The organism is Parabacteroides sp. AF17-3, assembly GCF_003635445.1.
GTDB lineage: Bacteria > Bacteroidota > Bacteroidia > Bacteroidales > Tannerellaceae > Parabacteroides > Parabacteroides goldsteinii.
Map to the genome: position 1 here is coordinate 26511 of NZ_QTMM01000003.1, position 21823 is coordinate 48333.

At 40.8% G+C, this 21823-nt stretch carries 22 protein-coding genes and 1 tRNA gene; 14 read left to right on the forward strand and 9 right to left on the reverse strand.

The genetic code is table 11. The features are described from left to right. Positions 1-15: 15 nt before the first annotated feature. The 5 genes from DWW91_RS04615 to DWW91_RS04635 all read left to right on the forward strand — a co-directional run bounded on the left by DWW91_RS04615 (position 16) and on the right by DWW91_RS04635 (position 4592). Positions 16-1983, forward strand: a complete 1968-nt coding sequence (locus tag DWW91_RS04615) for a HAMP domain-containing sensor histidine kinase (RefSeq protein WP_122327102.1) — start codon at positions 16-18, stop codon at positions 1981-1983. Between the two features lie 23 nt (positions 1984-2006). Then, on the forward strand, positions 2007-2858 hold the full coding sequence (locus DWW91_RS04620; RefSeq protein ID WP_122327103.1) for a sugar phosphate isomerase/epimerase: 852 nt from the start codon (positions 2007-2009) through the stop codon (positions 2856-2858). 44 nt (positions 2859-2902) lie between these two features. Further along, positions 2903-3934 carry a DUF6340 family protein gene (locus DWW91_RS04625; RefSeq protein ID WP_007654585.1) on the forward strand — a complete coding sequence of 344 codons (1032 nt, stop codon included), beginning with the start codon at positions 2903-2905 and terminating at the stop codon, positions 3932-3934. 67 nt (positions 3935-4001) lie between these two features. Further along, complete coding sequence (locus DWW91_RS04630; RefSeq protein ID WP_122327104.1) at positions 4002-4463, forward strand: hypothetical protein; 462 nt, start codon at positions 4002-4004, stop codon at positions 4461-4463. 56 nt (positions 4464-4519) lie between these two features. Continuing rightward, positions 4520-4592: transfer RNA gene (locus DWW91_RS04635), tRNA-Thr, on the forward strand. Positions 4593-4867: 275 nt separating this feature from the next. On the opposite strand, the gene DWW91_RS04640 is transcribed toward DWW91_RS04635, so the two are convergent. From DWW91_RS04640 to DWW91_RS04650, 3 genes are all read right to left on the reverse strand, one after another. Continuing rightward, the gene (locus tag DWW91_RS04640; protein ID WP_122327105.1) at positions 4868-5806 is read right to left on the reverse strand and encodes a manganese catalase family protein; all 939 of its coding nucleotides are present in this window, start codon (positions 5804-5806) and stop codon (positions 4868-4870) included. Between the two features lie 194 nt (positions 5807-6000). After that, positions 6001-6297 carry a YtxH domain-containing protein gene (locus DWW91_RS04645; RefSeq protein ID WP_122327106.1) on the reverse strand — a complete coding sequence of 99 codons (297 nt, stop codon included), beginning with the start codon at positions 6295-6297 and terminating at the stop codon, positions 6001-6003. A 36-nt stretch (positions 6298-6333) separates the two neighbouring features. Further along, on the reverse strand, positions 6334-6591 hold the full coding sequence (locus DWW91_RS04650) for a GlsB/YeaQ/YmgE family stress response membrane protein (RefSeq protein WP_010802122.1): 258 nt from the start codon (positions 6589-6591) through the stop codon (positions 6334-6336). 570 nt (positions 6592-7161) lie between these two features. On the opposite strand from DWW91_RS04650, the gene DWW91_RS04655 reads away from it, so the two are divergent. From DWW91_RS04655 to DWW91_RS27985, 7 genes are all read left to right on the forward strand, one after another. Further along, complete coding sequence (locus DWW91_RS04655; protein WP_122327107.1) at positions 7162-7509, forward strand: DUF6266 family protein; 348 nt, start codon at positions 7162-7164, stop codon at positions 7507-7509. Beyond that, positions 7493-7798 carry a hypothetical protein gene (locus tag DWW91_RS04660; protein WP_122327108.1) on the forward strand — a complete coding sequence of 102 codons (306 nt, stop codon included), beginning with the start codon at positions 7493-7495 and terminating at the stop codon, positions 7796-7798. The genes DWW91_RS04655 and DWW91_RS04660 overlap by 17 nt, the downstream gene beginning before the upstream one ends. Before the next feature lie 333 nt (positions 7799-8131). After that, positions 8132-8635, forward strand: a complete 504-nt coding sequence (locus DWW91_RS04665; protein WP_122327109.1) for an outer membrane protein — start codon at positions 8132-8134, stop codon at positions 8633-8635. Positions 8636-8670: 35 nt separating this feature from the next. Beyond that, positions 8671-9843 carry an OmpA family protein gene (locus DWW91_RS04670; RefSeq protein WP_010802125.1) on the forward strand — a complete coding sequence of 391 codons (1173 nt, stop codon included), beginning with the start codon at positions 8671-8673 and terminating at the stop codon, positions 9841-9843. Between the two features lie 88 nt (positions 9844-9931). Next, positions 9932-10969, forward strand: coding sequence for a hypothetical protein (locus DWW91_RS04675; RefSeq protein WP_007654570.1), 1038 nt, complete (start codon positions 9932-9934; stop codon positions 10967-10969). A gap of 121 nt (positions 10970-11090) precedes the next feature. Further along, positions 11091-12173 carry a linear amide C-N hydrolase gene (locus tag DWW91_RS04680; protein ID WP_122327110.1) on the forward strand — a complete coding sequence of 361 codons (1083 nt, stop codon included), beginning with the start codon at positions 11091-11093 and terminating at the stop codon, positions 12171-12173. A gap of 81 nt (positions 12174-12254) precedes the next feature. Then, positions 12255-12446, forward strand: coding sequence for a hypothetical protein (locus tag DWW91_RS27985; protein ID WP_007654568.1), 192 nt, complete (start codon positions 12255-12257; stop codon positions 12444-12446). Positions 12447-12550: 104 nt separating this feature from the next. Here DWW91_RS27985 and DWW91_RS04690 read toward each other — a convergent pair whose 3' ends face one another. Next, positions 12551-13762: an FAD-binding oxidoreductase gene (locus DWW91_RS04690; protein ID WP_122327111.1), complete on the reverse strand. Its 1212-nt coding sequence runs from the start codon at positions 13760-13762 to the stop codon at positions 12551-12553. 19 nt (positions 13763-13781) lie between these two features. After that, positions 13782-14147, reverse strand: a complete 366-nt coding sequence (locus tag DWW91_RS04695; RefSeq protein ID WP_046145239.1) for a hypothetical protein — start codon at positions 14145-14147, stop codon at positions 13782-13784. Positions 14148-14431: 284 nt separating this feature from the next. Between DWW91_RS04695 and DWW91_RS04700 the strand changes: the two genes are divergently transcribed. Both DWW91_RS04700 and DWW91_RS04705 read left to right on the forward strand, forming a co-directional pair. Then, positions 14432-17338, forward strand: coding sequence for an ATP-binding cassette domain-containing protein (locus tag DWW91_RS04700; protein ID WP_122327112.1), 2907 nt, complete (start codon positions 14432-14434; stop codon positions 17336-17338). 34 nt (positions 17339-17372) lie between these two features. Beyond that, positions 17373-18200, forward strand: coding sequence for a hypothetical protein (locus DWW91_RS04705; RefSeq protein WP_007654557.1), 828 nt, complete (start codon positions 17373-17375; stop codon positions 18198-18200). Between the two features lie 77 nt (positions 18201-18277). Here the strand turns inward: DWW91_RS04705 and DWW91_RS04710 are convergent, their stop codons facing one another. Genes DWW91_RS04710 through DWW91_RS04725 form a run of 4 tightly spaced genes read right to left on the reverse strand, consistent with a single transcriptional unit; the run spans position 18278 to position 21815 of the window. After that, a complete protein-coding gene (locus tag DWW91_RS04710) occupies positions 18278-19441 on the reverse strand; it encodes a PP2C family protein-serine/threonine phosphatase (RefSeq protein ID WP_046145236.1) in 1164 nt (387 codons plus the stop codon). A 14-nt stretch (positions 19442-19455) separates the two neighbouring features. Then, positions 19456-20292, reverse strand: a complete 837-nt coding sequence (locus DWW91_RS04715) for a sensor histidine kinase (RefSeq protein WP_122327113.1) — start codon at positions 20290-20292, stop codon at positions 19456-19458. Continuing rightward, positions 20285-21406 carry a sensor histidine kinase gene (locus DWW91_RS04720; protein WP_122327114.1) on the reverse strand — a complete coding sequence of 374 codons (1122 nt, stop codon included), beginning with the start codon at positions 21404-21406 and terminating at the stop codon, positions 20285-20287. Before DWW91_RS04720 ends, DWW91_RS04715 begins: the two co-directional genes overlap by 8 nt. A 1-nt stretch (position 21407) precedes the next feature. Further along, entirely contained in the window at positions 21408-21815 is a 408-nt protein-coding gene (locus DWW91_RS04725; protein ID WP_007654549.1) for an ATP-binding protein, read from the reverse strand. Positions 21816-21823 lie beyond the last annotated feature (8 nt).

A 21823-nucleotide genomic window follows, 5' to 3' on the forward strand; every position in this document is an offset into this window, starting at 1 on the left:
CAAGGTTTGTAAGAAATGAGGGTATTAAGGGGAATACTGTTTATCAGTTTTTGTTTTCTTTGGGGATATTGTACCCCGGAAACATTAAACGCCGCTGAAAAGAATAAAGAAACGTTGTCGCTCGACACTCTTTATACTTTAGCTCGGGAACATGTCCAGCAACAGGTTGGCTTTATGTATACAACTCGTTTGCTGGAAGAGGCACGACGCCAGAAAAATAGCTATCAGGAGGCGAATGCGATGTTCTGTTATGTGCGGTATTATTATTCAAAGAATCCCGACAGTCTGTATTTCTGGATGCAAAAAGCGTTGCCTTTATTTTTGGAACAGAACAGGCTGGTTAAATATTTCAGGATGAAAGCCTGGTATATTTATGTGTTGACTCGTAGTAAGAAGAATGAAGAGGCGCTGAAATATGTCACCTGTTTGAAAGAGGAAGCCGTAACGTTGAAATTCCCGGAAGGAATGGAGATGGCGAATCAGGCCTTAGCTGATTTTTATTTATCTAATAACCTGGAAGAGGAAGGTGTAGCTTTGTATGAGGAGGTTATAAACAGTATGGAGATGAGAAATGCTCCGCTAATCAAGCGTGTCAATATTATCCGGCAGTTGATGAATAAATCTACGAATCTGGAGAAGAAAATGAAGTATACCCATCGGTTGGAAGAGTATATCAAGATTTGTAAAGAGAAAGGAATCGAATGGCTGGATAATGAAAACCCCCTCTATTATTTGGAATATGTGGTGCATCGTCATTATGCAATACTGTATATCGCAGAAGATAAACTCCCGGAAGCTCTGAAACATTTAAAGAAAGCGGAAGAATATATCCGGGAGCATGAGATGTATAGTTATTCAAGTGAATTGCAGACTATTTACGGGGCATATTATAAACAAAGTAAGCAGTATAACAGAGCCTTGGCTGTTTATGATTCTTTATTACCTGTCTGGCGTGAGCGGAGGACGATGCAGGGGTATCTTGAAATGTTGCAGGATAAGGCAGACGTTTTATTTGAAAGCGGAAGGGATAGGGCTGCCTCGTTGGCTTATAAAGAATATGCCTTTTTGAATGACTCCTTGTCCCAGGTTCGTTTCTATCAGGAGCTGGCGGAAATGAAAACACAACATGAGGTGGATAAGTTGGAGTTGAAAAACAGGCAGATGGATCTGGAAGTAGCGCAGGCTCATTCTCATCTGCTCCAAATGGGAGGCGGGGCCGCTTTCCTGTTAATTCTGTGTTGTCTGTTGGGATATATATCGTATAGCCGCCATCGGTATGGTCAACAATTGAAGTTGGCAAAAGAGAAGGCGGAAGAGGCCGACCGGATGAAGTCTGCTTTCCTGGCGAATATGAATCACGAAATACGTACTCCGTTGAATGCTATTGTCGGTTTTTCGCAGGTATTGGTAGATGAGGATGATTTGGAAACCCGCCAGGAATATGCCGATATTATCCAAAGTAATAATGAACTGCTTCAGCGCCTGATCACGGATGTCCTTGATATTTCCAAGATTGAATCCAATACTATGACGCTCAGTTATGCCGATCATAATCTGCCTGTCCTGATGAAAGAGATATATAATGTAATACAACTCAGGATACCGGAGAACGTTAAATTGGAATTAAATGAGTGCCCGCCACAACTTTTTTATACCGATCGTAACCGTCTTACGCAAATTCTTACTAACTTGCTGACCAATGCGATTAAGCATACGGAAAAAGGTTTTATCCGGTTTGGTTATGAGGTGACGGAGACTGATGTTATCTTCTCGGTGGAAGATTCGGGTGAAGGTATTCCTGAAGATAAACTGGAGCAGATATTCAGCCGCTTCGTTCAACTGAATGACTGGAGTAAAGGGGTAGGACTGGGGTTAGCAATTTGTAAAGGTCTTATTACGCAAATGGGCGGGACGATCAGTGTCTCTTCCGTGTTTGGTGAAGGCTCTGTTTTTACGGTTGTGTTGCCATTGAAAAAGCCGTAACATATTATTTACATAATTATACCATGGAGAATTCTAGAAGAAAATTTTTTAGACAAGGACTTGCCGGTGCATTATTGTTAGGATCGGCAGGCGTAGTAAAAGCCGGTTTGCCGGACCGGATCATTCCAAAGGCGGCGAAGTCAATAAACCCCTGGCGTTTGGGGATGGCTGGTTATACATTTGTTTATTTTGATTTGGATACTACTCTGAAGACATTGCAGAGACTCGATATTCATTATCTTTGCATTAAGGATTTCCATCTGCCGCTGGATAGTAACGAAGAACAGATCAAGGCATTTCATGAGAAATGTGCTGCTCATAATGTTACCGGCTATGCCGTTGGTCCTATATATATGAAGAGTGAAGCGGAGATAGACCGTGGTTTCGAGTATGCGAAACGCGTAGGGGTGAAGTTGATTGTGGGCGTACCCAATTACGAATTGCTTCCTTATGTGGATAAGAAAGTGAAAGAGTATGACTTCCACTATGCGATCCATTTGCATGGACCCGATATTAAAACATATCCGGATGCAACAGATGTATGGGAACATACGAAAGACCTGGATCCGCGTATCGGAATGTGTCTGGATATCGGTCATGACCTGCGTAACGGATGTAACCCGGTTACCGACCTGAAAAAATATCATACCCGTGTGTTTGATATGCATATCAAGGACGTGACGGATTCGTCGAAAGTAGGTGTCGGTATAGAAATCGGTCGTGGAAAGATTGATTTCCCTGCGCTGATGAAAATGATGCGCGAGGTGAACTATACCGGAATGTGCAGCCTTGAATATGAAAAGGATATGAAAGATCCTTTCCTGGGTATAGCTGAATCGATCGGCTATTTCAAGGCGGTGAGTGATATTGTATAATTAGAGGCGCAATCTTTTGCGCCTCCTTCTAATAGTGAAAAGTGATGAGAGTTGCGTATTGTTTATTGAGTGTTTGCTTATTGGCATCCTGTAGTTCTGTTAGCTATGTGGGTATTGATACTTACAACCCTGCCGAAATAACATTTCCGAAAAGTGTAGGAAAGATTCTTGTTGTGAATAACGCTGTACCTCAGCCGGATGATGTCGGGTGTGAGTTCAGTCTGTTTGGTGACAAGGTGGATACTTGTAAGGTGAAAGCCGACAGTGCTCTGTTTGACGTATGTCGCGGCTTGGGCAGGTCGATGGCAGATATGTCCTATTTTAATGACGTTCTTCTCTATCACGATGCAGTCCGCAAAGATGATGTTTATTACGAGGATAAAAAATTGACTCAGGATCAGGTACAGGCATTATGTGACGAAACCGGATCGGATGCTGTGATTTCCCTGGACCGGATGTTGTTTGAGTCCAAGAAAAATGTGGTGGCTTTTGCTGAGGGTTATGTGGAAGGAGAGATCCAGGTGAAAATGTCCGGTGTTGTGCGTGGTTATCTTCCCAACAGGCCGAATCCCTTAGCTACTGTCTATGTGGCTGACAGCCTTTTCTTTATGGAAGACGCACCGAATCTGATCCTTCTCGACAGATATTTACCTTCATCCGAGAATGCTTTACGTGCTTCTGCCGAATACATTGGAGCGAAGGCCAGTCCTAATTTTGTACCTCACTGGAATAGCGAAACGCGCTGGTATTATAATGCTATGGGATCCCGTTGGAAAGAGGCTTCTGCCTATGCGCAATCAGAAAAATGGGATAAGGCTGCTGAACACTGGATGCATCTCTATGAAAAATCAAGCAGTCCGAAGGCCAAAGCCAAAGCTGCTTCCAATCTGGCGTTGGGTAATGAAATGAAGACCAACCTGGACGAGGCCTATGAATGGGCAAATAAATCGTACGAATTATTTAAGAAAAGCGAAGGTGAGGACGGCAAGAATACTAAACTGTTAGCACTTTATGTAGAAGTGTTGCGCAACCGTATCCGTTCCGATAAAAAACTTAACATGCAATTTGGTGAATAATATCATATATTCTCCGAATTATTATTACTTTTGACAGACGATTCGAAAAAAGAATAAAAAGAGAGTTATGAGTGCAAATAATGCAAAGATTCAGTCTGTCCTGGAGACAACATTTACTTCTGCTATCGGTAAGCTGGCAGCTGAAGATTCTAACGGCTATTACAGCGATTTATATGTTCAGGCGGATGCTGAAAGCGGAGAACTGCAAATCTATGATGAAGATGAACGGTTACTGGATAAGGTTATCGTTTTTGATTGGGTAGGTTGTCCTTGTGAAGAAGAGCAATTCAATAAACAGGTAGCCAACACCGTAAAATCTGTGCTGACTCTTTTAGTTGCGAAAACTGTTTTTGAAAGTCCCCATATCATGAAACCTTTCTCTGTCAGTCTGACGGATGAGGATTTTGTTGTAATAGAGGAACTTCTCTTCCTCGATGATGAAGTATTACGAGTAGATGATCCGCTGTTGAAAGATTTGGATGCAGATTTAGATGATTTTTTAGCAAAACTTCTTTCAGATGTCGATTAGACTTTTTATCTTTGTGCCCGGATTGAAAAACAAGTAGCAAAGTAATATATAAAGTTGCCGAAATAGCTCAGTTGGTAGAGCAATTCATTCGTAATGAATAGGTCACGAGTTCGAGTCTCGTTTTCGGCTCTCTTCTTGATTGTGGAAATACATCATTTATGGATAGTTTTCCCGGCGAAATAAGAAAAACTTCGCCGGGAATAATTTTAATCACCTGCAAGTGGTATTACGGTTACTTCTTTGCTGATTTTTTTTCAGAAGTTGAACACTTGCCTTCTTTTGTTTGGGTTTCTTTTTTTGTCCCTTTTGTTTCTACCTGTTTTTTTTCATTCTTCTTGTTCATAATACGGTAATTTTTTAAATGAATAAATATATATTGGGCAACAGCATCTTTCCTGTTACCTTTATTTATCTTGATAACTACACCAACTCATGGCTCCTTCGGGCAAGGATGAAAGAACCTCTTTGCTGCGCTCCTTCGCTAGTTTCTTGTCCATTTGTTGTACCTCTTTCTCCGTGCGGTGTGTACCTTTAGGTTTACGGTCGACGAGTCCATTTGTACTTCTTACTTCTTGCAAGGAATCGTCTATGTATTGCCATTCTTCCTTTAAACGTGTACTTTCGCCTTCATTCCATGGTCCACGAGCATCTTTACCTTTGGACAGGTTGAAATACAAATTACTGTATTTGGGGGAGGTTTGAAACACTCCGGGAGGAAAGTTGGGTTGAATTGTCTCCAATGCTGCTTCGAATTGTTGAAAATGGGTTACCTCGCGTGTCATAAGAAACATGAGTGTTTCTTTCACATAGGGGTCATCCGTTAGCGGAATGAGGTTTTCGTATCCTATTTTTGCACGGCATTCTCCTGCCATGTTGGAGCGAAGATCTACTGTAAGATCCGCATTAGCGGATACGTAGGTAGCGCACCACGGGTTGCCATTACTGTCTGTCAGTGTTGGGCTGCCAGGAGAGGAGACTAGAAATTGCGGATTGGTGAAAGCTTGATGGATGAAATTTTCTTTGGCAGCTTTGCCGTCCATCATCTTATTGATTTCCATGTTTTCTACCACATCTTTCATTTTGCCGTTTACCGGTCCGAGGAGCATTTGGATGGTTGCACCGACAATTTCGAGATGTCCCAGTTCTTCTGTTGCAATGTCCATCAACATATCATATTTGTCGGGGTGAGGATTATGGCAACTAAAAGCCTGTACGAAATATTGCATTGCCGATTTTAACTCTCCGTTGGCCCCTCCGAATGCTTCAAGGAGGACACGGGCGAAACGTGGATCCGGAGCGGAAACACGAGCATTGTATTGCAAATCTTTTACATGATAAAACATAATTCAAAAGTTTTAATTATACATATGAATATTAGAAGATATACATCTAATAAAAAAATAAGAAGTAGTTTATTTTAGTTGATATAATCTTTTATGAATAGGGATATTCAACTATGAATAAATAGGATTGTGAATCAATATCGATAGGTGTTGTTTAATGTGTTTTAGATACTTTTTTGTTTCAAAAACAGGAATTATTTTTTTGCGTTATCGGCAAAATTGTGCACTTTATTTTTGATTTCATCTGCTTTTTCAGCGACCTTGAAAGTGTCGTTGGATACTTTGTCTGCTGCTTTTGTTCCTGCATTCATTACTTTCTCTTTTGCGGAATTAATAACATCTTCGGATTTGCTTCCTATTTGATGAAGGTAGCGAGATGCTTTTTCTTTTAATTCTTTTCCTTTTGAAGAACAACTAAAACGGTATGCTATTACACCGATGATTGAACCTAAACCCAGGCCCATCCAAAATTTTGAACGATTTTCTTCCATAAATTTAATAGTTTTAAAAGATGAATAAATAATAGATTAAATATCTGTTTTATGTGGGTCTTTGAACAATGAAACGATCCACAATAACAAGACTGCTCCGACAACCGAAGTGATCAGACTACCCATAATACCGGCAGTTGCAATGCCCAGCAGACCGAAAAACCAGCCTCCCAACAGACCGCCGATAATACCAACCAACAAATTAATGAGGATGCCGAATCCTCCTCCTCTCATGATCTTGCCGGCAATAAAACCGGATAAGATTCCGATAAGAATATACCATATAAAATACATGTGAATGAATTTTTTTTGTACGTTAATATGAAAAGAACTATAAAGTGAATTATCAGTATTGGTACCGTGTCTGACTCACATATTAAAAACACTTCGTATAAAAAAATAGTTCGAGGTAAAAATATGAAATTAACAACTTTTTAATGATTTAATAATGATGTACAGTTATAACTATTTTGAATGTTTTTATCATTGCATACCACCTCTTCACTTCTTATAACAACTGCGAAAAAAATCGTGTTGAAATCGTATTAACATAAACTGTCGGAAAACGGCCCAGTTGTTAAAGAATTACCTCTCTTTTACCTCCGATTATAGGGAGTGGGGGTAAACGGACCTTTAACGGACCTTTAACGGAGGTTCAACGGAGGTAAGATGGGGTTTTTCTATGTTAAAACAGGTAAGAATAATTATGTTTGTTTAACCGGTTTTGCGTGAACACAATTTTGGGTTATTCAGTAGCTCAAACTTTTTTCCGCCTTCTCTGGTTCTTAAAATAGAGTGCAACCTGACAAGTAGGCGAGACTCCAGATCTCTTAATTTTACTGTTATGGCACTCGGTAATGGATCATGACAAAGATTAGCGGATCGGCTGGCAATTTGACTTACCGCATCCTGGAAGGAAAGCAGGTAATGATGGGACGTATTCAAAAAATGACGAATCCCAAAACTGCTCTCCAAGTGAACCAACGTATTAAATTCCCTAATATCGTCGCGATGTATAGGGCGTTTCACGGATTGCTTAAGGAAAGCTTCGAAAAGAAGCGTAAAGGAAGAAGAAGTAAGGATGTGTCTGATTTCAATCGTTTTATGAGTGCTAATCTGCAAAGTGCACCGGTGTTTCTGACCCAGAGCGAGTCGGCTGCTGGCTATAGCTTCGCTGGTTACGGTGGCAGGAGTTGTGCGAAGTACAGGTGATCATACATTTGCCATCCAGAAAGATGACAAGGTCGTATTGGAAGGCTCACAACTTGGAGGTAATGGATCGGTACAAGTTGTTTATGGGACAACCGATAAAGAATCGGACGAACACAAAGTGACAGACTTGACTGTGGTTACGCGTACGAATAACCGCATCGAGACTACTGTACCGGAAGAAGCCGCAGGTTATTGTTTTGGTTTCTATGTTACGCCACGCATGGTAGCCGTGTATGTAGGCGAACAGCAAAATCCCGGAACAGGCGGCGACAGGCCGGAGATTGAATGACTCTTATTTATCTACTTTTCCATTGGTATAATGTAATCTAGGGATAGCCCTCTTGTGAAAGAGGGTTATTTTTTTGTTCATGTCTTTTATTAGTAAAAAACCAACTACTAATGAATCTGAAAAAATCTTAGAACACGAAATTATAATATTACCAGAGAAAACAAAATAAAAAATGCCATTGTTATTTTAATAAACATGCATTATTTATTGAAATAATATATTATTTTCTGAATAATGTATTAAGGAATAAAATTATGGCGAATTGAATAATAAAATAGGTGTTTTAGTATTGTTTTAGATGTATTTAAGTGTATAATTAAAAAAACTATTCAAATGAAAAAGATTCTTTTTATAGCATTTTTGATGATAACATCCCTTGGTGTATTTGCCCAAAAAGGAGAATTTTCACTGTTGGGAAATTTTGGTTATCAGACAGATTTTAAACGAGTAATGTTGGGCGCTCAAGGACGTTATAATTTGACGGATCATGTGCGTTTGGCACCGGATCTGATGTTCTTTTTTCCAAAGGATAAAACAACAGGATTGGATGTAGATGTTAATGCTCACTATGTATTTAATCTGAAAGAAGATCACTTGTCGCTTTATCCTTTGGCGGGGTTTAACTTACAGAATAATTTTCAGGGTAAACGAACTGTAAAAGGAGAAGATGGAGAAGTTACTTTAGATTCTCATAGTTCTACTAATTTCGGTTTTAATGTGGGAGGTGGATTGACTTATAATCTTAACCCGCGCAACTTTCTTAACGTCGAATATAAATATGTCTTTGGTAAAGACAATTCTTCTGTAATTGCATTTGGTTGGGGATATCGCTTCTGATCCCGATTTTTTTTCATCACAAAAATAATCCAATCATGAAAAAGTATTTGTTTATTATGGTGCTTTTTAGCATCATACAAACCTCTTTTGCCCAAACAAAAGAAGGTCAAAGTTTGGAACCGGCTCGTAAAGCAACTTTTATCAATAATGGTTTCTGGGACCATTGGTTCATTGGGGCTGGTGCAGGTGCTAATATATATTTCGGTGACAGGAATAGTGATGCCGACTTTTTTCATCGTTTCACTGTCGCGCCGGAAATTCAGTTTGGTAAATGGATTAATCCTTATTTGGGCACTCGTATCAAGGGTGCGGGGCTGACGAATCTGCATACGTTTAATGACAATGCGACTATTATGTCGCGTAACAGATATGCGAGTGTACAGGCGGATTTAATGTGGAGTATGACTGATTATTTTATGAAGTATAATTCCAAACGCGTGTATAGCTTTGTGCCATACGTAGGATTCGGATGGGCTTTTGGATGGGACTATGCAAATCAACCGGCTTATGCCGGCGGACATACTCGTGTAAACGGTATGACTCTCAATGCTGGTATTGTTAATAATTTTAAATTGTCAGACCGGGTGACTCTTTCTATTGAGTTTGCTGCAACGGCTGTGAAAAGCGAATTTAATCAGGTCAAGAGTAGTGGTAACTACGATATTTTGGGAACTGCTTCGGCTGGTCTGATCTTTAATGTGGGTAAGTCGGCAACTTTTTCGGAAGCCGAGTTGAGGAATCCGCAGGAGATTGATGAGTTGAACAGTCGTATTAATGAATTGTATGCTCAGAATCAGGAATTGGCAAAACGTCCTATAGATTGCCCGGATTGTCCGGAACCTGAGGTTATTACTGAGAAAGTGGTTGAATTTGAAGAAAATCCGTTAATTAATAATGTAGTTCTCTTTAAAATCAACCAAACAAAGGTAGATCCTTATCAGGGAGTTAATATTTATAATATTGCACAATATCTGAAAGATAATCCTCAGTTTAAGGTACGTGTGATCGGTTATACGGACCGTAAAACCGGAACAAGCCAGATCAACGAAAAGCTTTCTGCGGAAAGAGCACAAAATGTTGCCCGGATATTGATTAGTGATTATAATATCAATCGCGATAGGGTTATTGTGGAATGGGTTGGCGATAAGGAACCTCCTTTCGATAAACCGGAATGGAATCGCGCCGTGATTCTTTACGTAGAACAATAACGAATAAGGATGAGACCATCCCGTAATGTGTTTAGGAGATGGTCTCTATATTTTTAAGAACAGAGTAATTGATTAAAATTTAAGCATTATGACACGTTTAAATAATTGGGATGAATTGAAAAAAAGAGTTTCCTGGGGTAGTGTATTTGGTGGTGTGGTGACAGTGCTGGCTGTTTCTATTTTATTGTCGGTATTAGGCTCCAGTATCGGATTGTTTATGTTTGACCCATTTGCAGATAATCCGGTTTCGGGTATTGGGACTACGGTTGGTATAGGTACTGCTGTCGCTTTGATTGTCAGCATGATTGCAGGTGGTTTCGTAGCCGGTAAATTAGCAGGAGTAGATGGTTTGATACATGGCTTCCTGGTTTGGGGCACGACACTTATTGTCGGGGCATTTTTCGGCGTTTTACTTACTGTTGGAGCTGCGAGGTTAACTATGAATGCATTAGGAGCTGCATCGTCGGTTGCAGGAGGGGTTATTTCCGGAACTGGCTCGATTGTCGGTAGTGGAGTTTCTGCACTTTCGGATCAAGCGAAAGAATTATTCGGTGGAATTGATTTTAAAGTAGATTTGAAAGATGGAGAGATTCCGAAGGATATCCGTGCGGTGCTTGCAAAAAGCAAAGTGAAAGAGTTGCAACCCGATTATTTGCAGAAGCAACTTGAAAATGTAAAGACCGACTTAGGAAAATCTGTGAAGAAAGCGATTGCTTCTCCTGAAGATGCAGATGAAATTTTTAAAAACTTTCTTACCCGTTTGAAAGAACAAACGAATAATTGGGCTAAAAGTATAGATCGTAATGACTTGGCCAAAGCCTTGGCAAATAATACCAATATGTCAAAAGCTGAAGCCGATAAAGCGATCAAGCAGTATACGGAAATTATGCGTAAGGCATCAACCGAAGCAGACAAACAAATCCGGAATCTGGAACAAAGTTTGGAGAAAGCGACCCAAGAATGGCAGGAAGTGAAACAGAATACATTAGAAGCTGCGGATAAAGCTGCGGATGCTGCCGCGCGATCAGCTCTTATATCTTTCTTTGCCCTGTTGATTGGAGCTGTTTTGTGTTGTTTGGCCGGTGCATACGGAAGCAGAAAAACACAGGAAAGAATCGATATATGATATATCTGCTAAATTATCATTAAATAAAATCTCTCTTTAAGTAGACGGGACGTATCTGTGAAGATGCGCTCCCGTTGATTGCTGGTATTGGTTTTCTTTATAAAAATCAAAAATAAATAGTATGAGAACAAGATTATTTTTATTGTTTCTTGGTATGGCTTTAATATTTAAGTTCCCATTGAAAACAAATGCGTGTACGGGAATTACTTTGAAAAGTGAAAGTGGAACAACAATAGTGGCACGCACGATAGAATGGGGAGGAGGTAATTTGAATAGCCAATACGTGGTGGTTCCACGTGGCTATCAAGCTATATCGTACACACCAGATGGCATTAATGGTATGACTTTTAAAGCCAGATACGGTTATGTCGGATTTGCAGTAGAACAGAAGGAGTTTATAGCAGAAGGTTTGAATGAAGTTGGGCTGTCTGCCGGATTGTTTTATTTTCCGAAATATGGAGAATATGAAAAATATGAAGCTTCTAAAAGAGATATAAGTATCTCCGATCTTCAGTTAGTCTCTTGGTTGTTGGGGGAGTGTGCAAGTGTAGATGATATAAAAGAGGCTATAAGTAAGGTTAGGATTATCAGTTTAGATCCCCAAATTTCAACAGTTCATTGGAGATTTGCCGATATTTCGGGGCGTCAGCTTGTGCTTGAAATAATAGGAGGAGAACCTCGTTTTTATGAAAATACATTGGGAGTCTTGACTAATTCTCCTGGGTTTGACTGGCAATTGACCAATCTTAATAACTATGTGAATTTGTTTCCTGGGGCGGCACCAGGGCAATCTTTAGGAGTACTCCGTTTGTCTCCTTTTGGTTCTGGAAGCGGTTTTCTGGGAATACCGGGTGATGTGACTCCGCCATCCCGTTTTGTACGTGCAGCTTTTTATCAGACTTCGGCACCCAGACAGAAAACGGCTCTAGATGTGGTTTTTCAGGCTTTTCAGATATTAAATAGTTTTGATATTCCGATAGGAATAGAAGTTGCTACGGGAGAAGTTGTAGCCGATATACCAAGTACAACGCAATGGACTTCAGTTACTGATATGCAAAATCGTATAGTTTATTTCCGTACGATGTATAATAGCGCAATCCGGAGTATAGATCTGAACACGATAGATTTTTCTTCTGTTCAATATCATGCAAAACCTTTGGACAGAAGTAAACAGCAACCAATAGAGTCTATTATGGTTAAGTAGGGAAATGTAGGAATTTTTGGTGAATACGTTTAATAACATGTTGAACTTGAATTGTTCTAATATAAAAAGTGTGGAACAGGTATGGTTTATTTAGCAATATGGTTTATAGGCTTGGTTTTGGCTTTAAAAGCTGCACTTAGAATCTGGAATCTTAATGCTCCTAGAAGAAAAAGGCTGATAGCTGTTATATTGATAGTCTTTACCAGTTGGGTAGGATTGTTATTTTATGATTTTTATGGTAGGAGCAGATTTCCGGTGTGGTTAAACCACTAAGTGAAAAATGTAAATTTTTCCAGATGATTTGACATTATTTTAGGAGGAATGAGAGTGATCTCTGTTCCTCCTTCTCTTATTTGTTAGATATTGGTTTGTGGCGTTTAGAGGATACGTTCGAAACCAAATATATCTTTGCGTTCGTCCTTTATTCCTTGTAGGGTATTACGTATGATCTGTGCACCAATCATACTGAATGTGATACCATTACCACCGTATCCTAGATCGAAAAATATATGTTTCGTTCCCGGCCATGTTCCAATAAAAGGAAGTCCGTCTTTTGTTGTACTGAATGTACCGCACCAAGCCATTTCTGTTTTGAAAGGTACAGAAGGTAATAGCTTGTGAAATTTCTTTTCAAGTATTTCCGTTTTTTTTCGAAGCAGTTCATCCCTTGCTTCTGGATCGTTGAATTCTTCATCCTCTCCTCCTATGATAATGCGGTTACCGCTAGTCCTTACATATATATAAGGTTCTTCAGTTTCCCAGATGAGGCAATGTTTCGTCCATAAGTCTTTACGGTTGATAGGGTGAGAGATAAGCGCGTAAGTAGAAGTTAACTTCATTACTTTCTTGGGTAGAAACTCTTCTGCTTCAAAACCGGCCGCGATGATTACATATTTGCATTGAATGATTGAGCCTTCCTTTGTTTTCAGTCGACAGCCTTCAGATATTTCTTTACATGACGTTACTTCTGTGTGGGTGAATATCTGTAAATGATTTTTTTGCATGTGATACCAGAGGAGTTGTGTCGCTGCTTTATAGGCATCAATCTGTGCTGATTGATCATTGAGTAACGCTCCCGCATAGGTTTTCAGTTTATATTTCCTATAAAGTTCTTCCTTGTTTAATAGTTTTGTTGGAAGTCTGTGTTGTTTGCGTATTTTATATTCACGTTCGATAAGTTTCACGCCTTTTTCATTACTGGCATAGAAAATGCTGGGTAGCCATTCAAAATCGGCATCAATTCCTGTTTCTTTTAAAACAGCCTCAATATCTGATATCGATTGAAGGCAAGAACGGTAAGCAGTTACCGCTTTTTTTTCACCGATTTGTTTTACCATTCGGCAAAGCGGAACATCAATTTCGTATTGTAGTAATGCCGTACTGGCAGCAGAACTTCCTGTGGCAATACTCCGTTTGTCCACAACGCAACATTTCAGTCCCGTTCGGCATAGTTCGTGTGCCATGAGAGCACCGGTAATACCGGCACCAATAATTACTATATCCGTTTCCAGATCCTTTTTCAAAGGATTAAAATAATCAAATAGAGGATTTTTAATTATCCAATAGGGTAATCCTGAATGTAAGTCCATTGTAATAAGTTTTTTATTTTTATATTTTTTCTACTTTATGTTTTATCTTATCTGTTCCCTTTCGGTTTTCTTTCTTAGTTTCATACAAAGTGTTTTTTAATTTGTCTGCCTCGTGTTCCACTTTTTCTATGGCATTATCCAAGGCTTTGTTTATATCGATCTTATTTTGTTTTTTATTGCTGCATGACAACGAAAGAAAACTAAACAAGCAAATTGTAGCTAATAAAAGTGTATGCTTGATCTTAACTTTTGATTTGCGTGAAAAGAAATATAATCCGATTCCAACAAATACAATCAGACCTTGAATGAATTTATTATTTCCAAATCTCTTCCTGTTCTCCAATATGGGAGTGGATTTCTTTACTGTGTTACTTTTTGTTTTCATACCATTTCTATATAAGTTAAACTTTTATGTATTTAGTTCTTGTTTCTTTTAGAAAACAGTATGAGAATATTTTTGGGTTGATAGTCTTAAGAAAACTGAAGAATATTTTTGAGAATTGTTTTATTGTTCTATAAAAAGGAATAAAAACAAATAACATTCTTTCTTTTATAAGAAATATAATTGTTTATATATTCGGATATTTTGGGGGATTAGTGTAAGTTTTTTCTTTGTTTCATATTTTTAATTTTATCTTTGTAAGATAATTCTTTATTATCTGTGAATATATGAATGAGACCATTCTGAACGGTTTGTTGAATCTGTTTGCTGTTTTTGCTTCGGCTGTACGTATCGAAGAACAACAGGCGAGCCGTGCAGTTCATTTCTATTTGTCCAGTCATTTCGGTGTCCGTTCCCATAAAGAGTATATTGAGTTATACAGTGAGTTGCGCAGCATGTACGATGATCCGCTTTTTCCTGTAGATAAGGAGAATGTGATCCGCAATATCTGTGAACAGATGAAGGTGAAGCTGGTGGCGGAAGAACAGCTGCTTCTTCTGGTCCGCTTTGTGGAGTTCGCCTATTCGAACTCGGAAGAGTTTGAAAATCATTTGCCACTCTTTCATCTGGTGGCTGATATTTTTGCTATTCCGCAAGAAGAGTTTGACGATATACTTGCTTTTATTACCGGAAAACCCTCTTCTTCTTTATTGACTATCAGTGGAGAGGATGCCGCCATAGGGAATCGTATCACCCGTAAAGGGATGGACGGTTTTATTCGTGTACTCTTTATCCGGCGGTTTGACAAGCAAATCTTTACTTACTATGGCTCAGGTGTCGTTTTCATGAACGATATTCCTTTGTCGCCGGGTATCTTTTATGCCTGGCAGCATAGTAGTGTGTTGAAAGGACCGTTGTTTCTTCCGGTTTATTACAGTGATCTGCTGACCGTATATAATAAGAATGAACGGAAGGAAGCTATATTTCTGAACGGTAGAGATTTGAATTTTACTTTTAAGAATAGTACCAACGGTTTGCATAACTTTTCTTTTAACCTGGAATCGGGCCAGTTGGTCGCGATAATGGGAGGAAGCGGAGTCGGTAAATCTACTTTGTTGGGTATCATGAACGGGAATATCCGTCCCAATGAGGGTAGTATTACGGTGAACGGCTACCCGTTGGATGCCCCCGAAGCCCGTCAGTTGATCGGTTTTGTTCCGCAGGACGACTTGTTGATAGAAGAACTTACTGTGTATCAGAACCTCTGGTTCACGGCACGTCTCTGTTTTGCCCGTCTTTCGGATCAGGAAATCAAAGCGCGGGTCGAAAATGTATTGAAAGAATTGGATCTGGAAGGGATAAAAGACCTGGAAGTCGGTTCCCCCATCCGTAAAACGATCAGCGGGGGACAGCGGAAACGGTTGAATATAGCCCTTGAACTGATCCGTGAACCGGCTATCCTGTATTTGGACGAGCCGACTTCCGGTTTATCTTCATCCGACTCCGAGAAGGTTATCATGTTGCTGAAAGAACAGACGCACCGGGGGAAGCTGGTCGTTGTCAATATACACCAGCCATCGTCTGAAATCTATAAATTATTCGACCGTCTCTGGTTACTGGACCGGGGAGGTTATCCCATTTATGACGGAAATCCGATCGAAGCGATTATTTATTTCAAACAAGCTGCGAAATATACCGATCCGGATATCAGCGTTTGCAGTACCTGCGGGAATGTGAATCCGGAACTGATTCTGAATATTATCGACTCGAAGAAGATCAACGACTCCGGAAACCAGACGAACATCCGGAAGTTTACACCTGAAGAATGGCACGAGAAATATATTTCGTCGCGTCCGTCCTATACACCGGTTGAGGAGAAGGAACTGCCTGACAGCAAGCAGAAAAAACCGACCTGGTTCAAACAGTTTTGTATTTTCCTGGAACGGAATATCCGGACAAAACTGGTTAATAAGCAATATCTGGCAATTACGTTGCTTGAAGCTCCGCTGTTGGCGCTGATCGTTGCCTTGCTTACCCGGTATGTCGATGGTGACGAATATACTTTGCTGGCTAACAAGAATTTTGTGTCCTATATCTTTATGTCGGTTATTGTGGTTACCTTTATGGGGTTGAGTATAAGTGCCGAAGAGATTATAAAAGACCGGCCTGTCCTGAAGCGGGAACATTTCCTCCGGTTAAGCCGTAGCAGCTATCTTACATCTAAAATGGTTTACCTGCTGGGGGTATCCGGACTTCAGTCCTTACTTTTTATTTTAGTGGGAAATACGATCATAGGAGTAGGATGGGAGATGTTTGGTGTTTGGTGGAGTATCCTTTGGGCAACCTCTTTCCTAGCCAATCTGACGGGACTGATTTTGTCACAGTTGATGAACTCTGTCGTTGCGATCTATATAACTATTCCTCTTTTGTTGATCCCGCAGATATTGCTTTGCGGATTGGTTATCAAGTTTGATGATTTGAATACCAGTGCTTCAAAGGAAAATAAGGTCCCGTTGATCGGTGATATTATCCCTTCGCGTTGGGCTTTCGAGGCCTTGATGGTAGAGCAATTTGCCAATAATGCTTACAATCAGGCTTACTTCCCGATAGAGAGGGAAAAATATCTGGCGCAGTATTATGAAAATATACATTCGAAAGAAGTGCGTCGCCTGGCTGAACAACTGGAGGGAAAAGATGATCCGGACAAACGTCTGACGGTAGAAAATGAACTTGCCGTATTGGGACGTGCCGCCCGTATCGCTTCCCGCAATGAAGGTGAAACTTACTTGTCGTATCTGGATAAGGTAGATTCAGCGTTGCACGAACGCGCTCATAACTTTACGGCCTATCTGGATCAGGTACAGGAAAAGGATATACGCGAAAAAGGGGCTGAATGGGTAACTGAACAGAAGAAAAAGTATCATAATTCGGCTATCGAAGACCTGGTTATGGGAGCCGGTGGCCGTAACTTTTATAAAGAGCACGGGCATCGCATTTATCCGGCCGTCGGTCAGATTTATATTGTTCCGGATAATCCGTTTGGCAGGGCTCCTTTCTATTCTTATGAGAAAAAACTGGGCAGTATGTTAATTTCTACCTATAATTTTAATTTATTGATTATAGGTTTCTTTGCATTATTAGCTATTATCGCTATATTCGCAGAGTTTCCGGGACGTTTCCTGAGAGAAGAATAAAAAAGCTGGAATATAAATTATTAAATAAAGTAACATGAAAAAGAGTGTATTAAGCGTGCTTGCAATAGCCGCATTAATGGTGGGCATGATTTCCTGCAACGGAGCTAAAAAATCAAATGAAGCCGAAAAGACGGAAGAAGCTGCCGTTATAGCAGGTAAAGCGCCGAAAGATTTGTTAACTGAAGAAGTAAAACAGGAAACTGTTAAATTCCTGGCTGATATGCCGGAGTCAGAAATTCCTTATCGTTTGTCCAGCGGTGAAGTTCAGGTAAAAGTGGGTGATTTAACTTATATGCTGCCTGTTGCTAAAGCTGCTGAACTAAGTACTGCTACACAAAAAGCGCGTGCACTCGGTATGTATATGGCTGATTACAATGTGTTGAAAGCGATCGGTCAGCCTACAGCAGAAGTAGAAGGAGCCATTGTAAAACTGGCTACAGACCTGAATGTTTCTTTTGTACTCGATATACTGAAAGAGGAAGCTCCGAAAGATGCAACCAAAGAACAGTTGCAGGCTTTCATGAATGCACAGGAAGATAAGATCATCGACAAGATGGCTGCCGAAAACAAGATTGATGTACAGATTGAAATCTTAGGTGCCTCTTCTGCTGAATATGCTTGTCTGCTTGCTAACCCGACATTGGTTATTAAAGGGGATGCTACATCTGCCGGACTTTCTGATAATATGCTGAAACGTGTGACTATGCTGGAAGAAGTAGTAGCCGACCTGGCTTCTTATTATCCAGACCTGCAACAGCTGGGTACAACTATCAGCCCGTTGAAGGAAAAAGTCGGAACTATCCAGGATGCCAGAGCTGCTAATGCAGAGATCATGGGTATCCGTGATGCTTTACTGAAATAAGTACATATATATAATGTATATAAAAAAGGAGATGTTCCGACCGGGGCATCTCCTTTTTACTATTCTGTGGAAGTCTTTTATCCCTGATAGGTAATAGACAACAAGGTGATATCATCCGATTGTACGGCTCCTACAACGAATTTTCCTACTGTTTCCGTTATTCTGTCTACAATTTCTTTGGGGCTCTTTCCGATCAACTCCCGGCAGTTTTCCAGCAAACGTTTTTCGCTGTACTGTTCGTGGCAGGTATTCATCGCTTCTGTTATTCCGTCCGTATAGAGCAGCAGGTTGTCGCCGGGCGATAACTGCAAAGTCTTTTCGTGATAAGTCATGTTTTCTACGCCGCCCAATATAAAGTCGTTTGTGAGCGGGACTGATACAACCGTGTTATCTGCCTTCATTAGAACCGGTGGATTATGACCGGCATTACAATAGGTTACAAGACCGGTATTCAGGTTCAGTATTCCGTAAAACGCTGTTACGAACATTTCATTAACGTTCTCCTGGCAAAGGAACGTATTTGAGCGTTGCATGCACATGGCTGCCGAGTTTTCCGTCAGTGCAATTGTCCGGATGACAGTCCGGCTGATCGCCATAAAGATGGCAGCCGGGACACCTTTGCCGGCAACGTCTGCAATAACAAATCCCAAACGGTCCTGATCTATGCGGAAGAAATCGTAGAAGTCGCCTCCCACATATTTTGCCGCATTCATATAGGCATAGATATCGAACGTTTTCAGTTCGGGAAACGGAGGAAATGTTTTCGGCAGGATCGTTTGCTGAATCTCCTGGGCGATGTGAAGGTCGTTACGGATGGATTCCAGTTGCGAATGCTCCTGCTGTGCTTTTTTGATGAATGATATTTGTTCGGCTGCTTTTTCGATCGTACGTTCCAGGTCTTCCAGATTGATCGGTTTGGTCGTGAAGTCGAATGCTCCCTGGTTCATGGCACTACGGATATTGTCCATATCTCCGTAGGCTGAAACCATGATGCATTTTAGAGCCGGATTTTGCATTTCGTTGATTTTGGCAAGCAAGGTCAGTCCGTCCATTTCCGGCATATTGATGTCACTTAGTATCACATCGAAATCCGGTTGGACAAGCATCAGTTGAAGTGCTTCCAGTCCGTTGTGCGCAAAATAGAATTCATATTCTCCTTTCTTTATCTTGCGACGGAAATATTGGGTAAGCAACCTTTCCAGGTCTAATTCATCGTCTACACTTAATATTTTTATAGCCATGACTTTTGTCTCTGTTATTGTTGGATAGGAATAGAAATAGTAAAACGGGTATATTCGCCGGGGCGTGAATCCATTCCGATCGTACCGTTATGTTTTTGTTCGATAATCGATTTAGTGATCGACAATCCGAGACCGGTGCCTTCACCGATCGGTTTTGTCGTGAAGAAAGGCGTATAGAGTTTCTTTTTTGTCTCTTCCGAAATTCCTTGTCCGTTGTCTTCTATGCTCAGGTTTATACGGTCACCCTCTTTTTTCAGGCATATCCTGATGGTTGGCTGATAGGTCGCATCGGCTATCTCTTTCGACTTGCTGAATACGGCGTAGCAGGCATTGTTCATCAGGTTGAGTATGGCGCGGCTGAAATCCTGCGGAATAACTTTTACTAATGGCAGGTCGACGGCATACTCTTCCTGTATCGCGACATTGAAACTTTTGTTGTTTGCCTTGACTGCATGGTAAGAAAGCCATACATATTCTTTGGTCAGCTGATGCAGGTCGGTCGGGATATATTCGTCGTCTTTGCCGCGTGAATAAAGCAGGATGCCACGCACAATTCCCGAAGCCCGGTTGCCGTTCTCCTCTATCTTGTTCATATTACTTTCCAGGTCAGACATGATCTCTTTGATCTCTTCGACTGAGTCTTCCGGTAATGCGTCTCCGAGTTCATCCAGGACTTCCTGCATATCCTTTAGTAACTTCTGCGAAACTTTGCTGAAATTGATCACGAAATTAAGAGGATTCTGTATCTCATGTGCAATGCCGGCACTCAATAATCCGAGTGAAGCCATCTTCTCCTGTTGGCTGATCTGTTTCCTCAGCTTCTCAATTTCTTTTTGGGTGTTCTCATTCATTGTTAATCCTTTTTTGACTGATAGGAATTGTAATTAAGAATTCTGTATAGCTATCCTTTTCGCTTTTCGCCAGGATCGAACCCTGGTGGTTGAGGATAACTTCACGGCAGAGATACAACCCGACACCGGCTGCTTCGGCAGAAGGTTTGGTTGTAAAGAATGGTTCGAATATCTTGTCCTTGATACTGTCTTCGATACCGATCCCGTTGTCATAGATACTGATAAATACAGTATTGTTGCTTCTTTCTTCCAGTTTTATAGTGATAAAAGGAGAGAAACTTTGTTTTTGCAGTTTACGGAGCAATGCATAAATACTGTTTTTAAGAATGCTGCCCAGCGCCTTGTTCATTTGTTCGATATTAATTTCAGCCATAACAGGCTTTTCGGGGCATTCTATATGTATCTGTATCTGATTTTCTTCAATTTCTTTTTTGAATAGCTTGTTAAGGACATCGACGTTTACTTTGCACAGGTCGCACAGGTCGGTCGAAGTCACATCGCCGTGCCGGTCTTTCAACAAATCTTCCATCGCTTTGACAATGCGGACGGTGTTGCAACCATGTTCATTGATCTTTTGCAGGTTGCCTTCTATCATGTCGAGTATTTCGATGCTGTCTTCATAGATTTCTTTCGTCATGACAGATTGCTCGTTCGTGATGTTGTCTTTCAGGTCTTTGATCAGGTTCGCCGACAGGCCGGCAAAGTTATTGATGTAGTTCACCGGATTCAGGATACGGTCCACCAACCCTTGTGTAAGTTGCCCTACAGTAGCCAGTTTCTCTTTTCGAACCAGTTCGTCCTGTGCCTTGGCAAGGGCATCCAGCGCTTGCGACAACTTTTCGGATTCTTTCAGTACCTGATCCCGCTGGATACGGAGTTCGATGGTACGTTCTTCCACTATTTTGGCCAGATATTCTTTTTGTTTCAGCTTCTTCCGTAGGCGTCCTTTTAATATATAAAGAACGATCTGCACGACCAGCATGATGCCGGGAACTGTGTCCCAGCCATAGTAGAAACCCGCAATGATGAGTATCCAACCTGCCAGCGTCAGTTTTTCTATGATGCGCAGCTGTCTTTTGAGGGAAGCTATCTCTTTTATATCGAAGTCGGCCATATTACTGAATTTCTTTGGTCATTGTTAATCTATTCTTTCCTTCGGAACGGTCGTATCTGACATCTGTCATCAGTTGTTTTACCAAAAAGATGCCTAGTCCGCCGATCGGGCGTTCTTCCAATGGAAGTGTAATATCCGGCTCCCGCGTTTCCAAAGGGTTAAATGGGATGCCGTTGTCGGTTATGACTATTTTCAATAGTCCGTCGTCGCACCCCATATCAATGCCTATATCTCCTTCCATACCGGGATATGCATATTGAATAACATTTGTTACAGCCTCATCCATCGCCAGCTTTATCTGCATCAGCAGTGCTGTGTCAATTCCGCAACTCTTGGCCTGTATTTCCAGAAAATCATACAGGAGCGCAAGTTGTTCCGGATTATTCTTAATGTGTAGTGTGCTGGTCATTCTACCGG

Coding starts and splice junctions, on each gene's coding strand:
- DWW91_RS04690 (WP_122327111.1), bottom strand. CDS start 13,762: ATGGACTTACATTCAGGATTACCCTATTGGATAATTAAAAATCCTCTA.
- DWW91_RS27985 (WP_007654568.1), top strand. CDS start 12,255: ATGGTTTATTTAGCAATATGGTTTATAGGCTTGGTTTTGGCTTTAAAA.
- DWW91_RS04650 (WP_010802122.1), bottom strand. CDS start 6,591: ATGTATTTTATATGGTATATTCTTATCGGAATCTTATCCGGTTTTATT.
- DWW91_RS04625 (WP_007654585.1), top strand. CDS start 2,903: ATGAGAGTTGCGTATTGTTTATTGAGTGTTTGCTTATTGGCATCCTGT.
- DWW91_RS04615 (WP_122327102.1), top strand. CDS start 16: ATGAGGGTATTAAGGGGAATACTGTTTATCAGTTTTTGTTTTCTTTGG.
- DWW91_RS04720 (WP_122327114.1), bottom strand. CDS start 21,406: ATGGCCGACTTCGATATAAAAGAGATAGCTTCCCTCAAAAGACAGCTG.
- DWW91_RS04695 (WP_046145239.1), bottom strand. CDS start 14,147: ATGAAAACAAAAAGTAACACAGTAAAGAAATCCACTCCCATATTGGAG.
- DWW91_RS04710 (WP_046145236.1), bottom strand. CDS start 19,441: ATGGCTATAAAAATATTAAGTGTAGACGATGAATTAGACCTGGAAAGG.
- DWW91_RS04725 (WP_007654549.1), bottom strand. CDS start 21,815: ATGACCAGCACACTACACATTAAGAATAATCCGGAACAACTTGCGCTC.
- DWW91_RS04670 (WP_010802125.1), top strand. CDS start 8,671: ATGAAAAAGTATTTGTTTATTATGGTGCTTTTTAGCATCATACAAACC.
- DWW91_RS04630 (WP_122327104.1), top strand. CDS start 4,002: ATGAGTGCAAATAATGCAAAGATTCAGTCTGTCCTGGAGACAACATTT.
- DWW91_RS04675 (WP_007654570.1), top strand. CDS start 9,932: ATGACACGTTTAAATAATTGGGATGAATTGAAAAAAAGAGTTTCCTGG.
- DWW91_RS04620 (WP_122327103.1), top strand. CDS start 2,007: ATGGAGAATTCTAGAAGAAAATTTTTTAGACAAGGACTTGCCGGTGCA.
- DWW91_RS04655 (WP_122327107.1), top strand. CDS start 7,162: ATGACAAAGATTAGCGGATCGGCTGGCAATTTGACTTACCGCATCCTG.
- DWW91_RS04715 (WP_122327113.1), bottom strand. CDS start 20,292: ATGAATGAGAACACCCAAAAAGAAATTGAGAAGCTGAGGAAACAGATC.
- DWW91_RS04665 (WP_122327109.1), top strand. CDS start 8,132: ATGAAAAAGATTCTTTTTATAGCATTTTTGATGATAACATCCCTTGGT.
- DWW91_RS04700 (WP_122327112.1), top strand. CDS start 14,432: ATGAATGAGACCATTCTGAACGGTTTGTTGAATCTGTTTGCTGTTTTT.
- DWW91_RS04680 (WP_122327110.1), top strand. CDS start 11,091: ATGAGAACAAGATTATTTTTATTGTTTCTTGGTATGGCTTTAATATTT.
- DWW91_RS04645 (WP_122327106.1), bottom strand. CDS start 6,297: ATGGAAGAAAATCGTTCAAAATTTTGGATGGGCCTGGGTTTAGGTTCA.
- DWW91_RS04705 (WP_007654557.1), top strand. CDS start 17,373: ATGAAAAAGAGTGTATTAAGCGTGCTTGCAATAGCCGCATTAATGGTG.
- DWW91_RS04640 (WP_122327105.1), bottom strand. CDS start 5,806: ATGTTTTATCATGTAAAAGATTTGCAATACAATGCTCGTGTTTCCGCT.